Source organism: Streptomyces sp. NPDC007346, from assembly GCF_040703535.1.
Classification (GTDB): Bacteria; Actinomycetota; Actinomycetes; order Streptomycetales; family Streptomycetaceae; genus Streptomyces.
Map to the genome: position 1 here is coordinate 20,908 of NZ_JBEYKR010000033.1, position 21,758 is coordinate 42,665.

The following is a 21,758-nucleotide window of genomic DNA, read 5'->3' on the forward strand; positions in this document are numbered from 1 at the left end:
CGCGCGCCGGAGCCCGGACCAGGGGCACGGGTCTTCGGGGCCCGGAACCCGGGGGCCGGGCCTTCGGAGCCCGGCCCCTGGGGCCGGCTCCCAGGCCCCGGGACCTGGTGCCGGGACCCGTGACCGGGTACGAGCCACCGGGACCGTACGCCGACCCGTACCGACCGTCGAAGGGGACGCCGACATGCCGCTGCTGGAGCCCGACCCGGAAGCCCTCCGCCCCGGAACGGCACGGGAGCCCGCACCCGACCGGGTCACCGACCGGAGCGCGACCGGCACCCCGGAGCCCCTGCGCTCCGAGCTGACCGCCCTGCTCGGCGCCGACAAGGTGCTCTGGAAGATCTCCGACCTCGTGCGGTACGCCTCCGACGCCAGCCCCTACCGGTTCCTCCCGAAGGTCGTGCTGGTCCCCGAGGACATCGACGACGTCTCGGCGATCCTGTCGTACGCCCACGGCAAGGGCCGCGAGGTCGTCTTCCGGGCCGCGGGCACCAGCCTGAACGGCCAGGCGCAGGGCGAGGACATCCTCGTGGACGTCCGGCGTCACTGGACCGGCGTCGAGGTGCTGGACGACGGGGCGCGGGCCCGGATCCGCCCCGGCACCACCGTCATGCGGGCCAACACCACGCTCGCCCGCCACGGCAGGCTGCTGGGCCCCGACCCGGCGAGCGCCATCGCCTGCACGGTCGGCGGGGTCGTCGCCAACAACGCCTCGGGCATGACGGCGGGCACCACCCGCAACTCCTACCGCACACTGGCCTCGCTCACCTTCGTCCTGCCGAGCGGCACCGTCGTCGACACCGCCGATCCCGCCGCCGACGAGGAGCTGGCGCGGGCGGAGCCGGAGCTGTGCGCGGGGCTGCTGGCGCTCAAGGCGGAGATCGAGGCGGACGAGGAGCTGACGGCCCGCATCCGCGCCAAGTACGCGATCAAGAACACCAACGGCTACCGCCTCGACGCCTTCCTCGACGGAGCGACCCCCGTTCAGATCATGCGCGGGCTGATGGTCGGCTCCGAGGGCACGTTCGGCTTCATCTCCGAGACCGTCTTCGACACCCTGCCGCTGGACCGGCGGGTGACCAGCGCCCTGCTCTTCTTCCCCTCCCTCACCGCCGCCGCGGCCGCCGTGCCCCGGTTCAACGAGGCCGGGGCCATCGCGGTGGAGCTGATGGACGGCAACACCCTGCGCGCCTCGGTCAGCGTGCGGGGCGTTCCGGCGGACTGGGCCGCGCTGCCCCGGGGGACGGCCGCGCTGCTGGTGGAGTTCCGCGCCCCGGACGAGGCGGGCCAGGAGGCGTTCGAGGCGGCGGCCGCCGAGGTGATGCGGGGGCTGGACCTGGTGGTTCCGGCCCCGTCCGTCACCAACGCGTTCACCCGGGACGCGGGGACCATCGCCGGGTACTGGAAGGCGCGCAAGGCGTTCGTGACGGCGGTCGGCGGTTCGCGCCCCTCGGGTACGACGCTGATCACGGAGGACTTCGCGGTCCCGCCGGACCGGCTGGCCGACGCCTGCGAGGCGCTGCTGGAGCTCCAGTCGCGCCATGGCTTCGACGCGGCCGTGGCCGGTCACGCGGCCCACGGCAACCTGCACTTCCTGCTCGCCTTCGACGCGGCTGAGCCCGCCGACGTCGGGCGCTACGACGCGTTCATGCAGGAGTTCTGCGCCCTCGTCGTCGACCGTTTCGACGGGTCGCTGAAGGCGGAGCACGCCACCGGCCGCAATATCGCGCCGTTCCTGGAGCGTGAGTGGGGCCCGCGGGCGACGGAGCTGATGTGGCGGACGAAGCAGGTCGTCGACCCCCAGGGGGTGCTCGCTCCGCGCATCGTCCTCGACCGTGATCCGCGAGCCCATCTGCGGGGGCTGAAGACCATTCCGAAGGTGGAGGCGGTCGCTGACCCGTGCATCGAGTGCGGCTTCTGCGAACCCACCTGCCCCAGCGAGGACCTGACGACCACTCCGCGCCAGCGGATCGTGCTGCGCCGCGAGATGATGCGCCAGGCGGACGGCTCCCCGGTGGAGGCCGGTCTCCTCGACGCCTACGGGTACGACGCCGTGGACACCTGCGCCGGGGACTCCACCTGCAAGCTCGCCTGCCCGGTCGGCATCGACACCGGGGCGATGATGAAGGGGTTCCGCCGCCTCAGGCACTCCCCGCGCGAGGAGCGCGTCGCCGCGCTCACCGCGAAGAACTTCCGCGTGGTGGAGGCCTCGGCGCGGCTCGCCGTGGCGGCGGGCAACGCCATCGGGGAGCGGGGCGGCGGCCGGCTGCCGGCGGCGGTGACGCGGCTCGCCCGCAGGGCCGTGCGCCCCGATCTCGTACCGGAATGGCTGCCCCAGCTCCCCGGTCGGGCCGCCCGGGAGCTGCCGCGTACCGCGCGGTCCGGGGCGAGCGCGGTGTACTACCCGGCCTGTGTGAACCGGATCTTCGCCGGACCGGAGGGCGCTGGGGGCCCTTCCCTGGCCGAGGCCGTGGTGGCCGTGTCCGGGCGGGCCGGAAAGCCGGTGTGGATCCCCGAGGACGTCGCCGGGACGTGCTGCGCGACGATCTGGCACTCCAAGGGGTACGACGCGGGCAACAGGGTCATGGCCAACCGCATCGTGGAGGCGGCCTGGGGGTGGACGGCGGGCGGGGCCCTGCCGCTGGTCGTGGACGCCTCCTCCTGCACGCTCGGCATCGCCGAGGAGGTGGTGCCCTACCTCACCGAGGACAACCGGGCGCTGCACCGGGAGCTGACCGTCGTGGACTCGCTGGTGTGGGCGGCCGATGAACTGCTGCCGGAGCTGACGGTGTTCGAGAGGGCCGGCTCGGCCGTCGTCCACCCCACGTGCTCGATGGAACACCTGGGCGACACCGCCCAGTTGCGTGTTCTGGCCGAGGCCTGTGCCGAGGAGGTGACCGTCCCCGACGGTGCGGGGTGCTGCGCGTTCGCGGGCGACCGCGGCATGCTGCACAAGGAGTTGACCGATTCGGCCACGGCGAAGGAGGCGGCCGAGGTCAACTCCCGTGCGTACGACGCCTATCTGTCGGCCAACCGGATGTGCGAGATCGGCATGGAGCGGGCCACCGGGCACCCCTACCGCTCGGCCCTGATCGAGCTGGAGCGCGCCACCCGGCCGCCGGGCCGCTGAGCCCCGAAGGCCCCGGCCGAGCGCAGGTCAGATGCCCCAACTGGTTGAACCGGTTGGGGCATCGGCGTGCCCGGAGAAAAGTCCATGGTTTGAGTACGGGAGTCCAATCTGCTCCCTTGCGCACCATCAGCCTCTCCGTCCAGGGTCTACCGAGGCCCGGTCCCACGGCCCCTCCACGCTCGTACGGGACCGGGCGCGCTCGCGCACCGTCCAGAACCCCCACACCCCACCTGGAGGCTCGATGAACGACGACGCACGGCCCGGACAGGCACCGCAGGACCTCCCCCCGCAGCACACCGGCGATGACGCCGACCGGCAGGATCCCAGCCGCCGTTCGGTGTTGTGGACCACGGCGGGTGTGGCCGGCGCCGGACTCGGCCTGGGCTCCCTGACGGGCGGGACCGCGTCGGCCGCCGGGAGCGCCGCACCGGAAGCCGTGGCGGAAGCCGTGGCGGCCGCCCCCGCCCGCCAGGGCCGCACGATGGCCGACGTGCCCTTCGAGCCGCGCTCGACCGTACGGGTCGGCATCGTGGGCCTCGGCAACCGGGGCGACAGCATGATCGACCTCTTCCTCGCGGTCCCCGGCGTCCGGGTCGTCGCGGTCTGCGACCCGGTCCGGGAGAAGACGGTGAAGGCCGCCGCCAAGGTGACGGCGGCCGGGCAGCCCGCCCCCGCGGTGTACGCCAAGGGCGAGGACGACTACGTCGACCTGTGCCGGCGCGGGGACATCGACTTCGTCTACGTGGCCACGCCCTGGGAGCTGCACTTCCCGATGGCCAAGGCCGCGATGGTGAACGGCAAGCACGTCGGTGTGGAGTGCCCGATCGCGATGCGGCTGGAGGAGCTCTGGCAGCTCGTCGACCTCTCCGAGCGCACCCGGCGCCACTGCATGCAGCTGGAGAACTGCTGTTACGGCAAGAACGAGATGCGGGTGCTGCGGATGGCGCACGCGGGTCTCTTCGGGGAGCTGCTGCACGGCGCGGGCGCGTACAACCACGACCTGCGCGGGCTGATGTTCGACCCGGACTACTACGAGGGCCCGTGGCGGCGGCTCTGGCACACCCGGCTGCGCGGCGACCTCTACCCCAACCACGGGTTCGGGCCGGTCGCCAACTACATGGACGTCAACCGGGGCGACCGGGCCGTCTCCATCACCAGCGTCGGCACCCCCGCCCTGGGCCTCGCCGAGTACCGCAAGGAGCACATGCCTCCCGGCGACCCGAGCTGGAAGGAGTCGTACATCGGGGCCGACCGGACGATCAGCCTCGTGCGGACCGCCAAGGGCCGGGTGATCCGGCTGGAGCACGATGTGTCGACGCCGCACCCGTACTCCCGTATCAACAGCCTCGGCGGCACCCGGGGCGTCTTCGAGGACTACCCGGAGCGGATCTACCTCGAGCCCGACCACACGGACGACCGCTGGGCCGACTTCTCGACGTACGCCGAGTGGGACCACTGGCTGTGGAAGGAACACGCCAATCCGCCGGGCGGCCATGGCGGGATGGACTACATCATGGTGTTCCGGCTGATGCAGTGCATGCGGCTCGGGCTGGTCCCGGACTTCGATGTGTACGACGCGGCGACCTGGACGGCCCCGGTGCCGCTGAGCCACCTCTCCATCAAGGCCAAGGGCGCGCCGCTGCCCATACCGGACTTCACCCGGGGCGCGTGGAAGAACGCCAGGTCCGGCATGGATTCGGAGAAACCGGCCGCCTGACGGCCGCGGGGTCCCGGGCGGCTCGGCCCGGGACCCCGCGGGGCGGCGGGGCCGACGCGAAAACCGGTTGCCCCGAGCGGGGGCGGGAAGCGAACCTTGCACGGTTTGGTCACCCCGTTCTTCGAGGCCCGCACGGGCCTCGCGCACCGACCCCTGGGACGTCATGCAGATTCGCGATCTTCCGTATTCGGATCCCGGCGACCCCGATATACGGTCGGGCCCCCGCTTCCTGTACTGGCTCGGCCGCAATCAGCTCGGCGGTCAGCTGAAGTCCCTCGGCTGGGGACTGCTCCACCAGTTGAGCATCGCCGGGTTCCCCGTCACCGTCGGCCTCGCCGTCCAGGCCGTCGTGGACCGCTCCGGCTCGCGCCTCGCGCTGGCCTGCGGTCTGGTCGCGCTGCTGGGCGTCACGATCGCGGTGGGCGACACCATGCTGCACCGGACCGCCGTCACCAACTGGATCACCGCCGCCGCCCGGGTGCAGCAGCTCCTGGCCCGCAAGACCGCCGAGCTGGGCGCCGCCCTGACCCGGCGGGTGGCGGCCGGTGAGGTCGTCGCCGTCTCGACGGGCGACGTGGAGAAGATCGGCTGGTTCGTGGAGGCGCTCTCGCGCTTCGCCGCCGCCGCCACCGCCCTCGTGCTCGTCTGCGTGGGACTGGTCATCTACCTCCCGGCCCTCGGCGTCCTGGTCGCCGTCGCCATGCCGGTGCTGGCCCTGGGCGTACTGCCGCTGCTCCCCCGCGCCACCCGGCGCGCCGACGAGCAGCGTGAGAAGGCCGGCAAGGCCACCGAGCTGGCCTCGGACACCGTGGCCGGACTCCGGGTCCTGCGCGGCATCGGCGGCGAGGAGCTGTTCCTCGGCCGCTACCGCCGCGCCTCCCAGGAGGTCCGCAAGGCCGCCGTGCGCTCCGCCCGGATGTGGGCGCTGATCTCCTCGATCCAGGTGCTGCTGCCGGGCCTGCTGCTGATCTCCCTGATCTGGTACGGGGCGACGCTGGTGCGGGACGGCCGCATCGAGGTGGGCCAGTTGGTCACGGTCTACAGCGCGGCCACCTTGATGATTTTTCCTCTCCGTCACTTCGAGGAGATCGCCATGGCCTACTCCTTCTCCCGGCCGTCCGCACAGCGCGCCGTACGGGTGCTGTCGCTGCGCCGCAGCGACCGGACGGCCACCGAGGCGGGGGTCCCCTCGGGCGACCTGTACGACCCCGCCACCGGGCTGATGGCCCCCCAGGGGAAGTTCACCGCCGTCGTCTGCGGCGACCCGGACGAGGCGGGGCGGCTGGCCGAGCGGCTCGGCGGCCACGCCCAGTACGACGACTCCCGGTACGACGACTCCCGGACCGGCGGCTCTCCGGCCGGCGACGACGACACCCCGGCGAAGGAGCAGGCCCCCTCGGTCCTGCTCGGCGCCGTCGCGCTGGACGAACTGCCGCTGGACACCGCCAGGACGGCGGTCCTGGTCCAGGACAAGGACCCGGTGCTGCTCTCCGGCACGCTCCAGGAGCTGCTGGACGTGCCGTCCTCGGGCCTGGTCACCGCCGAGGACGCGTTGGAGGCCGCGCAGTGCGGCGATGTGCTCGCCGCCCTGGCCCAGGCGTCCCCGGACGACGACCGGGACCCGCTGCGAACCCGGATCACCGAGCGGGGCAGGTCCCTCTCCGGCGGTCAGCGCCAGCGCCTCGCGCTGGCCCGGTCGCTGATCACCGATCCGGAGGCGCTGGTGCTCGACGAGCCGACCTCCGCCGTCGACTCGCACACCGAGGCGCGCGTCGCCGCCGGGGTGGCGGGGCTGCGCCGGGGCCGTACGACGGTCGCGTTCGCCTCCTCGCCGCTGCTGCTGGACGTCGCCGACCGGGTCGTCCTCGTCCATGAGGGCACGGTGGTCGCCGCGGGCACCCACCGCGAGCTGCTGCGCACCGAACCGCGCTACCGGGCCGTCGTCACCCGCGAGACCGACGACGAGGCCGCGGCGAACGCCCTGAAGGGCGTCGAAACCGTCCCCGCCATGAAGAGCGCCCCGAAGAGCACCCAGGAAATCGAGGAGAGGGCATGATCGGCGTCGCACCACCGGCGTACGACCCGGCCGCCCCGGAGTCGGCCACCACCCTGCCCGTGGGCAGTCCCACGACCGTACGGAGTTACGTACGGCACCTGCTGCGGCGTCACCGCAAGGCCTTCGTCCTGCTGATCGGCGCCAACGCGGTGGCGGTCGTCGCGTCGATCGCCGGACCGTACCTGCTCGGCTCGGTGGTCGAGGACCTGTCCAACGGGGTCACCGACCTGCATCTGGAGCGCACCGCGGCGATCTTCGCCCTCGCGCTGGTCGTCCAGACGGTGTTCACCCGGTCCATGCGGCTGCGCGGGGCCATGCTGGGCGAGGAGATGCTCGCCGACCTGCGCGAGGACTTCCTCGTACGGTCGGTGGGGCTGCCGCCCGGGGTGCTGGAGCGGGCCGGGACCGGTGATCTGCTCTCCCGGATCACCACGGACATCGACCGGCTGGCCAACGCGATGCGGGAGGCCGTGCCGCAGCTGGCGATCGGCGTCGTCTGGGCCGGGCTGCTGGTCGGCGCGCTCACCGTGACCGCTCCCCCGCTGGCGCTGGCCGTGGTGGTCTCGCTGCCGGTGCTGATCGTGGGCTGCCGCTGGTACTTCCGGCGCGCGCCGTCCGCGTACCGCTCGGAGGCCGCCGGTTACGCGGCCGTCGCCGCCATGCTCGCCGAGACCGTGGACGCCGGGCGGACCGTGGAGTCGCACCGGCTCGGCGCCCGCCGGGTGGCGCTGTCGGACCGGCGGATCACCGAGTGGACGGCTTGGGAGCGCTACACCCTGTTCCTGCGCTCGGTGCTCTTCCCGGTCGTCAACGCGACGTACGTGACGATCCTCGGCGCGGTCCTGCTGCTCGGCGGCTGGTTCGTGCTGGAGGGCTGGCTGACGGTCGGGCAGCTGACCACGGGGGCGCTGCTGGCCCAGATGATGGTCGACCCGATCGGCCTGATCCTGCGCTGGTACGACGAACTCCAGGTCGCCCAGGTGTCGTTGGCGCGGCTGGTGGGCGTACGGGAGATCGAGCCGGACGCCGGTGACGCGGCGGTCGGGCCGGACGGCCGGGACGTACGGGCGGACGAGGTGCGCTTCGGGTACCGGGAGGGCGTCGACGTCCTGCACCAGGTGTCGCTGGAGGTGGCTCCGGGCACCCGGCTCGCCCTGGTCGGCCCTTCGGGCGCGGGCAAGTCGACGCTGGGCCGGCTGCTGGCCGGTATCTACGCCCCGCGCATCGGTGAGGTGACGCTCGGCGGGGCCGAGCTGTCGCGGATGACGGCGGAGCGGGTCCGGAAGCATGTGGCCCTGGTCAACCAGGAGCACCACGTCTTCGTCGGCTCGCTGCGGGACAACCTGCTGCTGGCCCGGGACGGGGCGAAGGACGCCGAGCTGTGGGCCTCGCTGGCCGCGGTGGACGCGGACGGCTGGGCGAAGGGGCTCGACAAGGGGCTGGACACCGAGGTCGGTTCGGGCGGGTTCGCGCTGACCCCGGCGCAGGCGCAGCAGATCGCGCTGGCCCGTCTGGTCCTGGCCGACCCGCACACGCTGGTGCTGGACGAGGCGACGTCGCTGCTGGACCCGCGGGCCGCCCGTCATCTGGAGCGTTCACTGGCCCGGGTGCTGGAGGGCCGTACGGTGGTGGCCATCGCGCACCGGCTGCACACCGCGCACGACGCGGACGTCATCGCGGTGGTGGAGGACGGCCGGATCAGCGAGCTGGGCAGCCATGACGAGCTGGTGGCGGCGGACGGCGCGTACGCGGCGCTGTGGCGGTCCTGGCACGGGTGAGGCCCGCCGGCCTCACCGTACCGTCCGGGTGCGGTGGGGCTGGAGGAGCTGGTCGACGGGTGCGTGGTCGTCGGTGAGGACCGGGGCGTCGCCGGTCCAGGCGGTCACGGTGTCGCCGGTGGCGATCCGCCAGCCGGTCTCGCGGGCGTCCAGGGCCTTCTGGATCGCGGGCGCGTCGACCGGACGGCCGGAGGCGACCACCAGCAGGTTGCCGCCCACGGGGGTGGCGGCCGGGTCGAGGCCGATGTCCGCGGGGGCGCCGATGAGGGCGACGTGCGCGAAGACCCGGGTGAGGGTGGCGGCCTCGGCGCGGGCGAAGGCCAGTTCGCCGTGGTCGATGAGGTTGGCGACGTACAGGCCGTCGTCCTTGAGCACCCGGCGGACCTCGCTCAGCGCCTCCGAGGTGGTGAGGTGCCACGGCACGCTGACGCCCCCGAAGGCGTCGCCGACGACGAGGTCGCGGCTGTCGGTGTCCAGCCGCTTCAGGCCGAGTCTGGCGTCCTCCACGCGTACGTCGATGCCGGCGGAGGCCCCCAGGCCGAGCTGTTCGCGGTCGATGCGCACGACGCCGCCGTCGATCTCGGAGACCAGGCTGCGGGTGCCGGGGCGCGCGGTGGCGAGGTAGCGGGGGAAGGTGAGGCCGCCGCCTCCGATGTGGTGGGCGGCGAGCGGCTCGCCCGCGGGGAACGCGGTGTCGACCACGGACGCGATGGCGCGCACGTAGGCGAACTTGAGGTGGGCCGGGTCGCCGACGTCGACGTAGGAGTGGCGCAGGCCGTCCAGGACCAGGGTGCGGCCGGTGGCCCGGTCGGGGTCGGCGACGACCTGGGCGCAGTGGTAGCGGGTCTCCGCGTCGCAGCCGCCGGGGGCGAACGCGGTGGCCAGGGAACCGGCGACGACGGTGGCCAGCGCCACGGCCGGGGCCCGGCGCAGGCGGCGCGCCTGCCACCCGACCAGCGCGGAGCCGAGCACCAGCAGGGTTCCGAGGCCGATCAGGATGGAGCTGACGGGCAGCCGCGAGATGAGGACGAACCCGGTGAGGACCGTGCCGACGATGGCGCCGAAGGTGCCCACGCCGGAGAGCCGGCCCACCACCGTCCCGGTCTCGGCGAGGGTGGTGAGCCGCAGCTTGGTCACGAGCGGGGTCACCGCGGAGAGCAGCGCGCCGGGCACGAGGAGGGTCCCCGCCGCGACCAGCAGGAGCAGCGGCGCGGCCCACTCGGCGGTGGTGCGCAGCAGCAGCGGGGTGAGCGCGACGACCACGCCCGAGACCCCGAGCGCGGGGCCGATGAGCCGGTGCGGATCGACCTGGTCGGCGGCGCGCCCGCCCAGCCAGGAGCCGAGGGCGATGGCGGTGAGGGCGATGCCGATCACCATGGTGCTGGTCTCGAGGGTGAGGCCGAGGTACGGGGCCAGCAGTCGCAGCGCGACGATCTCGACCACCAGGACCGCGGCCGAGGAGCCGAAGACGAGGACCGCCGCGGCTCGGGGGCCCAGGACCTGGTCGCGGGGCGGGCTGTCGGCCACGGGTGGGGAGGGCGGTGTGGTCACCGCAGCATCCTCGCATGCGGGCGCAGATCCGCGGGCGGCCGAACTCCCGCTGTCCTGAGGGGCGCAGGGGGCCCGCACCGTTCCCCGCGTACGGCCGGGGAGAGCGGGCGGCCCTCTCCGAGCAGCGGGAAATCGCGGTGCGTTCCCGCCCGGTCCGGTGATCCCATGGGCCGGTGAGCATCGACGACGAGGCCGTGGCCGACGAGACCGTGACCGTGGACCGGGGGCGCTTCCCGGATGCCGTGACCCCGTGGGAGGACCCCGTCTGGCGGGCGGAGGCCCTCGGCTGGATCGCCGAGGGGCTGGCCGCCCACGGGCTGGCGGAGACGGGCCCCCGGCGGGTGCGGCTGCGTCCCTGGTCGGTGCTGGTGCGACTGGCCGTCGCGGGGCGGGCTCCCGTGTGGTTCAAGGCGGTGCCGCCCGGCGCCGCCTTCGAGGCGGGGCTCACCCGGGCCCTGGCCCGCTGGGTCCCGGCGCACGTGCTCACCCCGCTCGCCGTCGAGGCGGAACGCGGCTGGATCCTCGTCCCGGACGGCGGCCCGGTGCTGTCGCGGGTGCTCGAGGCACAGCCGGACGATCCGGGGTACTGGGAGGAGCCGCTGCGCCAGTACGCCGCGATGCAGCGGGCGCTGACCCCGCACGCGGAGGCGATCGAGGCGTTGGGCGTGCCCTCGGCCCGGCCGCGCGCCCTGCCGGAGCTGTTCGACCGGCTGGTCGCACAGAACGCCGCGCTGACCCGGGAGGACCGGGTGGCGCTGGAGGCTCTGCGGCCCCGGGTCGCCGAGTGGTGCCAGGAGCTGGCGTCGTCGGGGGTCGCGGACTCGCTGGACCACGCCGATCTGCACGAGAGCCAGCTCCTCGCCCCCGCGCCCGGCCGGTTCGCCTTCTTCGACTGGGGCGACGCCCTGGTCGGCCACCCGTTCTGCAGCCTGCTGGTCCCCGCCCGTGCGGCCCGTGAGCGCTGCGGCCCCGAGGTGCTGCCCCGGCTGCGGGACGCCTATCTGGAGCCGTGGACCGGCGGGGGCGTCACGGCGGCCGGGCTGCGCCGTGCGGTGAGCCTGGCGTGGCGGCTGGCCGCGCTCGGGCGCGCCGCCTCGTGGGGGCGGATGTTCCCCGCCCCGCCCGGCCTGCCGGAGGCCCCGGGGCATGCCGAGGCCGCCTACTGGCTGCGGGAGCTCTCGGTCGCCCCGGCGCTGTGAGCGGCCCCCGTTTCACCCCTGCCGGGAGGCGGACTCGGTGGCATCCGGTGAGGATGAGGAGTGCATCGGCCGGTATACGGGGCAGGCGAGCGCAGAACCACGCAAGCCCGAGAAGGGACGCAGACCGTGGCACCACCCAGGATTCTCGTCGTCGGCGCCGGCTTCGCAGGTGTCGAATGTGTACAGCGGCTGGAGCGCAAACTCGCTCCGGGCGAGGCCGATATCGCGCTCGTCACGCCGTTCTCCTACCAGCTCTACCTGCCGCTGCTGCCCCAGGTGGCCTCCGGCGTGCTCACCCCCCAGTCGGTCGCGGTCTCCCTGCGCCGCAGCCGCCGCCACCGCACCCGGATCATCCCCGGCGGAGCGATCGGCGTGGACACGAAGGCGAAGGTCTGCGTCGTCCGGAAGATCACGGACGAAATCGTGAACGAGCCGTACGACTACATCGTGCTGGCCGCGGGCAGTGTGACCCGGACGTTCGACATCCCCGGGCTGCTGGACCACGCCCGTGGGATGAAGACCCTGGCGGAGGCGGCGTACGTACGCGACCACGTCATCGCCCAGCTCGATCTCGCCGACGCCAGCCAGGACGAGGCGGAGCGGGCCTCCCGGCTCCAGTTCGTCGTGGTCGGCGGCGGTTACGCGGGCACGGAGACGGCCGCCTGCCTCCAGCGCCTCACCACCAACGCCATCCGGCACTACCCCCGGCTGGACCCGAAGCTGATCAAGTGGCACCTGATCGACATCGCGCCCAAGCTGATGCCCGAGCTGGGCGACAAGCTGGGGCTGGCAGCCCTGGAGGTGCTCCGCAAGCGGAACATCGAGGTGTCGCTCGGGGTCTCCATCGCCAAGGCCTCCGCGGAGGAGGTGACGTTCACCGACGGCCGGGTGCTGCCCTGCCGGACCCTGATCTGGACCGCGGGGGTGGCCGCCAGTCCGCTGATCGCCACGCTCGGCGCGGACACCGTACGCGGCCGGCTGGCCATGACGCCGCAACTGACGCTGCCGGGCGCGGACGGGGTGTTCTCGCTCGGTGACGCGGCCGCCGTGCCCGACCTGGCCAAGGGTGACGGGGCGGTCTGCCCGCCGACCGCGCAGCACGCGATGCGCCAGGGCAAGGTGGCGGCGGACAACCTGATCGCCTCGCTGCGCCGTCAGCCGCTCAAGGACTACGTCCACAGGGACCTGGGGCTCGTCGTGGACCTCGGTGGCACGGACGCGGTCTCCAAGCCGCTGGGCATCGAGCTGCACGGGCTGCCCGCCCAGGCCGTGGCGCGCGGCTACCACTGGTCGGCGCTGCGGACGAACGTCGCCAAGACCCGGGTCCTGACGAACTGGATGCTCAACGCGGTCGCCGGTGACGACTTCGTACGGACCGGGTTCCAGTCCCGCAAACCGGCCACGCTGCGGGACTTCGAGTACACGGACGCCTATCTGACGCCCGAGCAGATCAAGGAGCACACGGAGTCGGCGGTCATCAAGCACTGACCCGCCCGGTGAGCGCGCCCTGTGCGGACGGGGCGCGCTCAGCGCTGTGTGCGGACGGGAGCGCGCTCACCGCCGTCTGTGCGGACGGGGGCGCGCTCACCGCAGTGTGGGGACGGGGGCGCGCGCTCAGCGCTGCCGGGAGAGGACCGTCTCCACGGTGTCCGCCTCCTGCGCGGTCTTGTCCTCGCGGTAGCGCAGGACCCGGGCGAAGCGGAGGGTGACGCCCGCCGGGTAGCGGGTGGAGCGCTGGAGTCCGTCGTAGGCGATCTCCACGACGAGTTCCGGGCGTACGGTCACGACGTGCCCCTCCTCGCCGGTCGCCAGCTCCCGCAGCTTCCCGGTCTGCCACTCCAGCAGGGCGTCGGTGAGTCCCTTGAAGGTCTTGCCGAGCATCGCGAACGTACCGTCGGGGCGGCGCGCGCCCAGGTGGAGGTTGGAGAGCTTCCCGGTGCGCCGGCCGCTCCCCCATTCGGCGGCCAGCACCACCAGGTCCAGGGTGTGCACCGGCTTGACCTTGAGCCAGGAGGCGCCCCGGCGGCCGGCGCTGTAGGCGGCGGCCAGGTCCTTGACCACGACCCCCTCGTGACCCCGCTCCAGGGTCCGGGCGAGGAACTCCTCGGCGGCCCGGCGGGCACCGGCGTCCGCCGGGTCGCTCACCAGGGCGCGCCGGACCCGCAACGTCTCGGGGAGCAGCCGGGCCAGGATGGCGTGGCGCTCGGCGTAGGGGAGGTCGAGCAGGTCCTCGCTGTCGGCGGAGAGGGCGTCGAAGAAGACGGGGACCACGGGTACGCCGGCGGCCGCGGCGGCCACGTCACGGCGTGAGCCCACCCGGGCGGCGGTCTCCTGGAAGGGGCGCGGCCTGCCGTCCTCCCCCAGCGCGATCACCTCGCCGTCCAGGATGAAGCGCCCGGTCTCCAGCGCGGTGACGGCGGTGACGAGTTCGGGCAGCCGGTCGGTGATGTCGTCGAGGGTCCGGGTGTAGGCGCGGACCCGGTCGCCGTCCCGGTGGACCTGGACCCGGATGCCGTCGAGCTTCTCCTCCACGGCGCAGGGGCCCAGCTTGTCGACGGCCTCGGTGACGGAGGCCGCGGTGTGGGCCAGCATCGGCTGGACGGGCCGGCCCACGGTGAGGCGGAAGGCGGCCAGCGCGGCGGGTCCGTCCGCGAGGAGGGTCCGGGCCACCTCCTGGAGCGATCCGGCGAGCATCACGGCCCGGCGGACGTCGGCGGGCGGGGCCTCGGCGGCGCGGGCCAGCGCGTCGGCGGCGACGGCGTCCAGGGCGCCTTGGCGGAGTTCCCCGGTGAGCAGGGCCTTCAGGAAGTGCTGCTCGTCGGCGGTGGCGGCGGCGAACAGGGCGCGCAGCCGCTCGCCGCGCAGGGCCTGGGAGCCGGGGCCGGAGACGGCCGCCAGTGCGGTCAGCTCGGCGTCGACCTCGGTGACGGTGAGGGTGGCCACCGCGGCGGGCTCGACGGGGTCGCCCAGGCTCCGCCGGCCGACGCCGATGCGGCCCTGGGGCAGCCGTCCGGCGAGGTACGGGATGACCACGGGTACGTCGTCGGGGCCGGTGTCCCGGAAGAGCGCGGCCAGGAGCGCCACCTTCCTGGACCGGGCGGAGGTGGCGGCGACCTCCAGGGAGACCTGGGCGAGCTCGGCGAGCAGCATGCGGCCATGGTGCTACGGGGCCGGGCGGGCCGCCCGCCCGCAACCGGGCCGGTGCGTCATATGTAGTTGAGGGCGGCTGCCCCGCCCACTGTCCCGAGCACCATGAATCCGGGCATCAGCACCTTCATCTCCACCCAGCTGCCGGCCCGGAACCGCATGGCCTTCGGCGGTCCGATCGGGTACCAGCGCCTGCGGCCGATCGGGATGGGCCACAGGATCGGGCAGCCCGAGACGGTCAGCGCGTCCCCGATGTCGTGGACCAGGGCGCCGAGCACGATGGGCAGGCCGAGCCACATGTACTCCTGGCCGGGGGCTTCGAAGAACCAGTTCGCCCCGTTGCCGGGCTGGTCCAGGACGCCCGCGAGGATCCAGGCGCTGGTGGCGCCGAGCAGCCAGACCAGGACGTCGCTGGAGACCCGGGCGGCGCGCCAGAGCAGCCCCTCGACCGCGAGCACCAGGTGGACGAAGAGGATGCCGAGGACGGCCCAGCGGCCGCCGAAGATCGCGGCGGCGGAGGCGCCGCCACCGACGAGCACGGCCCAGACCCAGGTGTGGGTCAGCGTCCGGTGGCCTCCGGTGCGGCGGGGGTCGCCGGGGCCCCTGGTGGCCTTGTAGACGCTGTAGGAGAGCTTGTCGACGATCTCGCAGAGCCCCTTGGAGATGGGGCCGAAGGCGCGGGAGATGGTCGCGGACTTGTGGTCGAGGTCGGGGGCGAGGGCGGCGCCCGCGCAGATCAGCGCTCCGACGACGAGGACGGGCCAGGGCATCGTGTGGCCCGCGGCGGCCGCCGCCGCGCCCACCCCCAGCCAGGCCGCCGCCCCTGACAGAGAGTGTGCCGGTCCCATCATGGCTTGTTCCGCCCCCAGAGCATGGTGCGCCCATCACCGGTGCGGCATGGGCTGGTTGAGTGCGCAGCGTATCGTCCGTGATCTTCCTGCCGTCCGCCGGTTCCCTCATCCGGGCGGAAGGCAGGCAAGATGGGGGCGTGACCCTCATCGACCAGCTGCCGCAGACCGCCGACCCGGACGCCCTCTTCGAGGCCTTCTCGTCATGGACCGAGAGCCAGGGCATCACGCTTTATCCGGCTCAGGAGGAGGCGCTGATCGAGGTGGTCTCCGGGGCGAACGTGATCCTTTCCACCCCGACCGGCTCCGGGAAGAGCCTGGTGGCCGCGGCCGCGCACTTCACCGCGCTGGCCCAGGACAAGGTCACCTTCTACACCGCGCCGATCAAGGCGCTGGTCTCGGAGAAGTTCTTCGACCTGTGCAAGCTCTTCGGTACCGAGAACGTCGGCATGCTCACCGGTGACGCCTCGGTCAACGCGGACGCCCCGGTGATCTGCTGTACGGCCGAGGTGCTGGCCTCCATCGCGCTGCGCGACGGCAAGTACGCCGACATCGGCCAGGTCGTGATGGACGAGTTCCACTTCTACGCCGAGCCGGACCGGGGCTGGGCGTGGCAGATCCCGCTGCTGGAGCTGCCGCAGGCGCAGTTCGTGCTGATGTCGGCGACGCTCGGCGACGTCTCGATGTTCGAGAAGGACCTGACCCGGCGCACCGGGCGCCCCACCTCCGTGGTGCGCTCGGCGACCCGCCCGGTGCCGCTGAGCTACGAGTACCGCTTCACGCCGATCACCGAGACGCTCACCGAGCTGCTGGACACCCGGCAGTCGCCGGTCTACATCGTGCACTTCACGCAGGCGGCGGCGGTCGAGCGGGCGCAGTCGCTGATGAGCATCAACATGTGCACGAAGCAGGAGAAGGAGAAGATCGCCGATCTGATCGGCAGCTTCCGCTTCACCACCAAGTTCGGCCAGAACCTCTCCCGGTACGTGCGCCACGGCATCGGGGTGCACCACGCGGGCATGCTGCCCAAGTACCGCCGCCTGGTGGAGAAGCTGGCCCAGGCGGGGCTGCTGAAGGTGATCTGCGGGACGGACACGCTCGGCGTCGGCGTCAACGTACCCATCCGTACGGTGCTGTTCACGGCGCTCACCAAGTACGACGGGACCCGGGTGCGCACGCTGCGGGCGCGGGAGTTCCACCAGATCGCGGGGCGCGCCGGGCGGGCCGGGTTCGACACGGCCGGGTTCGTGGTGGCGCAGGCCCCCGAGCACGTCATCGAGAACGAGAAGGCCGTCAAGAAGGCGGGCGACGACCCGAAGAAGAAGCGCAAGGTGGTCCGTAAGAAGGCCCCCGAGGGGTTCGTCGCCTGGTCGGAGACCACGTTCGACAAGCTGATCCAGTCCGAGCCGGAGCCGCTGAGCTCCCGGTTCCGGGTCACGCACACGATGCTGCTCGCGGTGATCGCCCGCCCCGGCAACGCCTTCGAGGCGATGCGGCATCTGCTGGAGGACAACCACGAGCCGCGCCGGGCGCAGCTGCGGCACATCCGCCGGGCCATCGCCATCTACCGTTCGCTGCTGGACGGCGGGGTGGTGGAGCAGCTGGAGACGCCCGACGCCGAGGGGCGGATCGTGCGGCTGACGGTCGACCTCCAGCAGGACTTCGCGCTCAACCAGCCGCTGTCGACGTTCGCACTGGCCGCGTTCGACCTGCTGGACGCCGAATCCCCCTCGTACGCGCTGGACATGGTCTCGGTCGTGGAGTCGACGCTGGACGATCCCCGGCAGATCCTGGCCGCCCAGCAGAACAAGGCGCGCGGCGAGGCCGTGGGGCAGATGAAGGCGGACGGGGTCGAGTACGAGGAGCGGATGGAGCGGCTCCAGGAGGTCACGTACCCCAAGCCGCTGAGCGAGCTGCTGTGGCACGCCTACGACGTGTACCGCACGAGCCACCCGTGGGTGAACGACCACCCGGTGTCGCCGAAGTCGGTGATCCGGGACATGTTCGAGCGGGCCATGACCTTCACCGAGTTCACCTCGCACTACGAGCTGGCCCGGACCGAGGGCATCGTGCTGCGGTATCTGGCGAGCGCGTACAAGGCGCTGGAGCACACGATCCCGGACGACGTGAAGTCCGAGGACCTCCAGGACCTGATCTCCTGGCTCGGCGAGATGGTCCGCCAGGTGGACTCCAGTCTGCTGGACGAGTGGGAGCAGCTGGCCAACCCGGAGGTGGAGACGGCCGAGCAGGCGCAGGAGAAGGCGGACGAGGTCAAGCCGGTCACGGCCAACACCCGCGCCTTCCGGGTGCTGGTGCGCAACGCGATGTTCCGGCGGGTGGAGCTGGCCGCGCTGGACCGGGCGCGTGACCTGGGTGAGCTGGACGGCGACTGCGGGTGGGACGAGGACGCGTGGGGCGAGGCCCTGGACGCGTACTGGGACGCGCACGAGGAGATCGGTACCGGTCCGGACGCGCGCGGTCCGAAGCTGCTGAAGATCGAGGAGGACCCGGCGCACGGGCTGTGGCGGGTCTGGCAGGCGTTCGCGGACCCGGCGGGCGACCACGACTGGGGCATCAAGGCCGAGGTGGACCTGGCCGCCTCCGACGAGGAGGGCCGGGCGGTCGTCCGGGTCACCGAGGTCGGCCAGCTGTGAACGGATCCCTGACACGGAAGCGGAGAGCGCACGCATGACGAACCCGGCGGAGGGCCTGGTCGACCTTCTCGACCTGGAGCGGATCGAGGTCGACATCTTCCGGGGCCGCAGCCCGGAGGAGTCCCTGCAACGGGTCTTCGGCGGGCAGGTCGCGGGCCAGGCGCTGGTGGCGGCGGGCCGCACCACGGACGGGGACCGCCCGGTGCACTCGCTGCACGCCTACTTCCTGCGGCCGGGGCATCCCGGGGTGCCGATCGTCTACCAGGTGGAGCGGGTGCGCGACGGCCGGTCCTTCACCACCCGGCGGGTGACGGCCGTCCAGGAGGGCCGGACGATCTTCAACCTGACGGCCTCCTTCCACCGCCCCGAGGAGGCGGGCTTCGAGCACCAGCTGCCGCCGGCCCGGATCGTCCCGGACCCGGAGGAGCTGCCCACGGTCGCCGACGAGGTGCGCGAGCACCTGGGCGAGCTGCCGGAGGCGCTGGAGCGGATGGCCCGGCGCCAGCCCTTCGACATCCGCTACGCCGACCGGCTGCGCTGGACGCGTGAGGAGATCGAGGACGCCGATCCGCGCAGCGCGGTGTGGATGCGGGCGGTGGGCCCGCTGGGCGACGACCCGCTGGTGCACACCTGCGCGCTGACGTACGCGAGCGACATGACGCTGCTGGACGCGGTGCGCATCCCGGTGGAGCCGCTGTGGGGCCCGCGCGGCTTCGACATGGCGTCCCTGGACCACGCCATGTGGTTCCACCGGCCCTTCCGGGCGGACGAGTGGTTCCTGTACGACCAGGAGTCGCCGATCGCGACGGGCGGGCGCGGTCTGGCGCGCGGCTGGATCTACGACCGCTCGGGGCAGCTGCTGGTGTCGGTGGTGCAGGAGGGGCTGTTCCGGCGGCTGGAGGGGTAGCTCAGGTGCCGGGCAGGGTGTCCTGCTCGACCTCGTGGCGGCGGGTGCGGATGTCGGGCGGCGCGGGGTGCAGTTTGGCGTCGCAGGACGGGCCGAGGCCGGTGCGGCGGGAGTCGGCTCCGGTGAGGGGGCGGCCGCAGAGGCGGCAGCGGATCAGGCGGCGGGTCGGGGCGTCACCGGAATGCTCCTCGCGGTCGACTGCGGGCAGCGGTTCGGGAAAGGGTTCGGGAGACTGCACAGGGGAGATCCTTCCTCATCGGGAGCCGTATCGGGCCCTGACCGGTGCGCCCGACGTCCGCACCGTGACCGTTCCGCTTGAAAGGACCCCGTACCCCATGACCGAGATCGTCCACGTGAGCGCCCCCGAGCTGGTCACGTACGCCGATGAGATGGCCGAGCTGCTGGTGGAGACCGTCGAGGAGGGCTCCTCAGTGGGCTTCCTGGCCCCGCTGGACCGGGAGAAGGCCGCCGTCTGGTGGCGGGAGCGCGCGGCGGCCGTGGAGCTGGGAGAGGTCTCCATCTGGATCGCCCGGGAGGGCTGTCGGGTCGCCGGAACGATCGCCCTGCTCCGGGCGCCGCTGCCGAACGCCCGCCACCGCGCGGAGGTCGCCAAGCTGATGGTCCGCCCCGCCGCCCGTGGCCAGGGCCTCGGCCGGGCGCTGCTGGAGGCCGTGGAGGCGTACGCGCGGGTGGAGGGGATCACGCTGCTGATCCTGGACACCGAGCGCGGCAGCCTGGCCGAACAGGTCTACCGCAAGGCCGGCTGGACGGAAGTGGGCTCCGTGCCGGGATACGCGGCCGACCCGGCGGGCAGCCTCAAGCCGACCACCTTCTACTACAAGGAGCTCGCCGCCGCATGAGCGGCGGGCCGCACGACGAGCACCACGCACGCGATGATCAGGGAGAGCTTCATGACGCTGCACGACATTCCGCTGCACACCCTCACCGGTGAGCCGACCACCCTGGGCGCCTGGAGCGGCCGGGCCGTCCTGCTGGTGAACGTGGCGTCCAAGTGCGGGCTCACCCCGCAGTACGAGGGCCTGGAGCGGTTGCAGCAGACGTACGGGGACCGGGGCCTGACCGTGCTCGGTGTGCCGTGCAACCAGTTCGCCGGGCAGGAGCCGGGGAGCGCGGAGGAGATCCGGACCTTCTGCTCGACGACGTACGGCGTCACCTTCCCGCTCCTGGAGAAGGTCGACGTCAACGGGGCGGAGAGGCACCCGCTGTACACGGAGCTGACGAAGCTGGCGGACGCGGACGGGGAGGCCGGGGACGTCCAGTGGAACTTCGAGAAGTTCGTGATCTCGCCGGCCGGTGAGCCGGTGGCCCGCATCCGGCCGCGCAGCGAGCCGGAGTCGCCGGAGGTCGTGGCGGCGATCGAGGCCCAGCTGCCCGGCTGAGCGGAGGCGGGGCAAGGGGGCCGTCCAGGACGTGTGTCCCGGGCGGCCCCCTTCCGCCTGCCCGCCGCTAGCGGATCGGCATGCCCGACAGGGTGCGGGCGATCACCAGGCGCTGGATCTCGCTGGTGCCCTCGAAGATGGTGTAGATCGCCGCGTCCCGGTGCATCCGCTCGACCGGGTACTCGCGGGTGAAGCCGTTGCCGCCGAGGATCTGGATGGCCTGCGCGGTGACCGTCTTGGCGGCCTCGCTGGCGTAGAGCTTGGACATGGAGCCCTCCGCCGAGGTGAACGGCTTCCCGGTGGCCGCCATCCAGGAGGCGCGCCAGACCAGCAGCCGGGCCGCGTCGATCCGGGTGCGCATGTCGGCGAGCTGGAAGGCGATGCCCTGGTTGTCGATGATCGGGCGGCCGAACTGGCTGCGCGTCTTCGCGTAGTCGAGGGCGACCTCGTACGCGGCGCGGGCGGTGCCCACGGCCATGGCGCCGACGGCCGGGCGGGAGGCCTCGAAGGTGGCCATCGCCGCGTTCTTGACGCGCTCGCCGCCGGACCTGGCGCGCTCGCGGGCGCGGGCGAGGCGCTCGTCGAGCTTCTCCTTGGAGCCGAGCAGGCAGTGGCCGGGGACGCGGACGTCCTCCAGGACCACCTCGGCGGTGTGCGAGGCCCGGATGCCGTGCTTCTTGAACTTCTGGCCCTGGGAGAGGCCGGGGGTGTCCGGCGGCACGATGAAGGAGGCGTGCCCCTTGGAGCCGAGGTCGGCGTCGACGACGGCGACCACCACGTGGACGTTGGCTATGCCGCCGTTGGTCGCCCAGGTCTTGGTCCCGTTGAGGACCCACTCGTCCTTGGCCTCGTCGTACACCGCGCGCGTACGCATCGAGGCGACGTCGGATCCGGCGTCGGGCTCGGAGGAGCAGAAGGCGGCGACCTTCACGTCGTCGGCGTCGCCGTACATCTGCGGGATCCAGGTGCCGATCTGCTCCTCGGTGCCGTTGGCGAGGACGCCGACGGCCGCCAGGCCCGTACCGACGATCGACAGGGCGATGCCCGCGTCGCCCCAGAAGAGCTCTTCCATGGCCATGGGGATGCCGAGCCCCGTAGGGTCGAAGAACTGCTGGGCGTAGAAATCGAGGGAGTAGATGCCGACCTTGGCCGCCTCCTGGATGACGGGCCAGGGCGTTTCCTCACGCTCGTCCCACTCCGCGGCCGCGGGGCGGATCACCTCGGCCGCGAAGCCGTGGAGCCAGTCACGGACCTGCTTCTGGTCATCGTTGAGATCGAGCGTGAACTCGGCCATCTTCCCCTCCATGCACTGCCGTGAAAAACATGCGTTACTTGCGGTAACCACAGTCTGTTACCGGACAGTAGGTACTG

15 protein-coding genes are annotated in these 21,758 nt (G+C 72.8%); 10 read left to right on the forward strand and 5 right to left on the reverse strand.

The window, feature by feature from the left end; all coding sequences use genetic code 11:
- The first annotated feature begins 184 nt into the window (after positions 1-184).
- The 4 genes from AB0917_RS12085 to AB0917_RS12100 all read left to right on the forward strand — a co-directional run bounded on the left by AB0917_RS12085 (position 185) and on the right by AB0917_RS12100 (position 8,681).
- Positions 185-3,130 (forward strand): FAD-binding and (Fe-S)-binding domain-containing protein, encoded by a 2,946-nt coding sequence (locus tag AB0917_RS12085; protein WP_366819396.1) that lies wholly within the window; start codon positions 185-187, stop codon positions 3,128-3,130.
- A 241-nt stretch (positions 3,131-3,371) separates the two neighbouring features.
- The gene (locus AB0917_RS12090; RefSeq protein ID WP_366819397.1) at positions 3,372-4,847 is read left to right on the forward strand and encodes a Gfo/Idh/MocA family oxidoreductase; all 1,476 of its coding nucleotides are present in this window, start codon (positions 3,372-3,374) and stop codon (positions 4,845-4,847) included.
- Between the two features lie 163 nt (positions 4,848-5,010).
- Positions 5,011-6,903: an ABC transporter ATP-binding protein gene (locus AB0917_RS12095; RefSeq protein WP_366819398.1), complete on the forward strand. Its 1,893-nt coding sequence runs from the start codon at positions 5,011-5,013 to the stop codon at positions 6,901-6,903.
- A complete protein-coding gene (locus AB0917_RS12100; protein WP_366819399.1) occupies positions 6,900-8,681 on the forward strand; it encodes an ABC transporter ATP-binding protein in 1,782 nt (593 codons plus the stop codon). Before AB0917_RS12095 ends, AB0917_RS12100 begins: the two co-directional genes overlap by 4 nt.
- 12 nt (positions 8,682-8,693) lie before the next feature.
- On the opposite strand, the gene AB0917_RS12105 is transcribed toward AB0917_RS12100, so the two are convergent.
- Positions 8,694-10,232, reverse strand: a complete 1,539-nt coding sequence (locus AB0917_RS12105) for a fused MFS/spermidine synthase (protein ID WP_366819400.1) — start codon at positions 10,230-10,232, stop codon at positions 8,694-8,696.
- A gap of 173 nt (positions 10,233-10,405) precedes the next feature.
- On the opposite strand from AB0917_RS12105, the gene AB0917_RS12110 reads away from it, so the two are divergent.
- Both AB0917_RS12110 and AB0917_RS12115 read left to right on the forward strand, forming a co-directional pair.
- Positions 10,406-11,431, forward strand: a complete 1,026-nt coding sequence (locus tag AB0917_RS12110) for an aminoglycoside phosphotransferase family protein (RefSeq protein WP_366819401.1) — start codon at positions 10,406-10,408, stop codon at positions 11,429-11,431.
- Between the two features lie 126 nt (positions 11,432-11,557).
- Positions 11,558-12,919 (forward strand): FAD-dependent oxidoreductase, encoded by a 1,362-nt coding sequence (locus AB0917_RS12115; RefSeq protein ID WP_366819402.1) that lies wholly within the window; start codon positions 11,558-11,560, stop codon positions 12,917-12,919.
- 126 nt (positions 12,920-13,045) lie between these two features.
- Here AB0917_RS12115 and AB0917_RS12120 read toward each other — a convergent pair whose 3' ends face one another.
- Both AB0917_RS12120 and AB0917_RS12125 read right to left on the reverse strand, forming a co-directional pair.
- The gene (locus AB0917_RS12120) at positions 13,046-14,581 is read right to left on the reverse strand and encodes an ATP-dependent DNA ligase (protein ID WP_366819403.1); all 1,536 of its coding nucleotides are present in this window, start codon (positions 14,579-14,581) and stop codon (positions 13,046-13,048) included.
- A gap of 56 nt (positions 14,582-14,637) precedes the next feature.
- Positions 14,638-15,429, reverse strand: a complete 792-nt coding sequence (locus AB0917_RS12125) for a metal-dependent hydrolase (protein WP_366819404.1) — start codon at positions 15,427-15,429, stop codon at positions 14,638-14,640.
- Between the two features lie 137 nt (positions 15,430-15,566).
- Between AB0917_RS12125 and AB0917_RS12130 the strand changes: the two genes are divergently transcribed.
- Together AB0917_RS12130 and AB0917_RS12135 are read left to right on the forward strand one after the other, a co-directional pair.
- Complete coding sequence (locus tag AB0917_RS12130) at positions 15,567-18,080, forward strand: DUF3516 domain-containing protein (RefSeq protein WP_366819405.1); 2,514 nt, start codon at positions 15,567-15,569, stop codon at positions 18,078-18,080.
- Between the two features lie 34 nt (positions 18,081-18,114).
- Positions 18,115-18,987 (forward strand): acyl-CoA thioesterase II, encoded by an 873-nt coding sequence (locus AB0917_RS12135; RefSeq protein WP_366819406.1) that lies wholly within the window; start codon positions 18,115-18,117, stop codon positions 18,985-18,987.
- A 1-nt stretch (position 18,988) separates the two neighbouring features.
- On the opposite strand, the gene AB0917_RS12140 is transcribed toward AB0917_RS12135, so the two are convergent.
- Entirely contained in the window at positions 18,989-19,225 is a 237-nt protein-coding gene (locus AB0917_RS12140; protein ID WP_366819407.1) for a DUF6011 domain-containing protein, read from the reverse strand.
- Positions 19,226-19,322: 97 nt separating this feature from the next.
- Between AB0917_RS12140 and AB0917_RS12145 the strand changes: the two genes are divergently transcribed.
- Positions 19,323-19,847 carry a GNAT family N-acetyltransferase gene (locus tag AB0917_RS12145; RefSeq protein ID WP_366819408.1) on the forward strand — a complete coding sequence of 175 codons (525 nt, stop codon included), beginning with the start codon at positions 19,323-19,325 and terminating at the stop codon, positions 19,845-19,847.
- A 51-nt stretch (positions 19,848-19,898) separates the two neighbouring features.
- A complete protein-coding gene (locus AB0917_RS12150) occupies positions 19,899-20,387 on the forward strand; it encodes a glutathione peroxidase (RefSeq protein ID WP_366819409.1) in 489 nt (162 codons plus the stop codon).
- 67 nt (positions 20,388-20,454) lie between these two features.
- Here the strand turns inward: AB0917_RS12150 and AB0917_RS12155 are convergent, their stop codons facing one another.
- A complete protein-coding gene (locus AB0917_RS12155) occupies positions 20,455-21,681 on the reverse strand; it encodes an acyl-CoA dehydrogenase family protein (protein ID WP_366819410.1) in 1,227 nt (408 codons plus the stop codon).
- Positions 21,682-21,758 lie beyond the last annotated feature (77 nt).

What these genes read in the sequence shown, in the direction of transcription:
- AB0917_RS12085 (WP_366819396.1), top strand. Translation starts at nt 185, where the DNA reads ATGCCGCTGCTGGAGCCCGACCCGGAAGCCCTCCGCCCCGGAACGGCA.
- AB0917_RS12090 (WP_366819397.1), top strand. Translation starts at nt 3,372, where the DNA reads ATGAACGACGACGCACGGCCCGGACAGGCACCGCAGGACCTCCCCCCG.
- AB0917_RS12095 (WP_366819398.1), top strand. Translation starts at nt 5,011, where the DNA reads ATGCAGATTCGCGATCTTCCGTATTCGGATCCCGGCGACCCCGATATA.
- AB0917_RS12100 (WP_366819399.1), top strand. Translation starts at nt 6,900, where the DNA reads ATGATCGGCGTCGCACCACCGGCGTACGACCCGGCCGCCCCGGAGTCG.
- AB0917_RS12120 (WP_366819403.1), bottom strand. Translation starts at nt 14,581, where the DNA reads ATGCTGCTCGCCGAGCTCGCCCAGGTCTCCCTGGAGGTCGCCGCCACC.
- AB0917_RS12125 (WP_366819404.1), bottom strand. Translation starts at nt 15,429, where the DNA reads ATGATGGGACCGGCACACTCTCTGTCAGGGGCGGCGGCCTGGCTGGGG.
- AB0917_RS12135 (WP_366819406.1), top strand. Translation starts at nt 18,115, where the DNA reads ATGACGAACCCGGCGGAGGGCCTGGTCGACCTTCTCGACCTGGAGCGG.
- AB0917_RS12145 (WP_366819408.1), top strand. Translation starts at nt 19,323, where the DNA reads ATGACCGAGATCGTCCACGTGAGCGCCCCCGAGCTGGTCACGTACGCC.
- AB0917_RS12150 (WP_366819409.1), top strand. Translation starts at nt 19,899, where the DNA reads ATGACGCTGCACGACATTCCGCTGCACACCCTCACCGGTGAGCCGACC.
- AB0917_RS12155 (WP_366819410.1), bottom strand. Translation starts at nt 21,681, where the DNA reads ATGGCCGAGTTCACGCTCGATCTCAACGATGACCAGAAGCAGGTCCGT.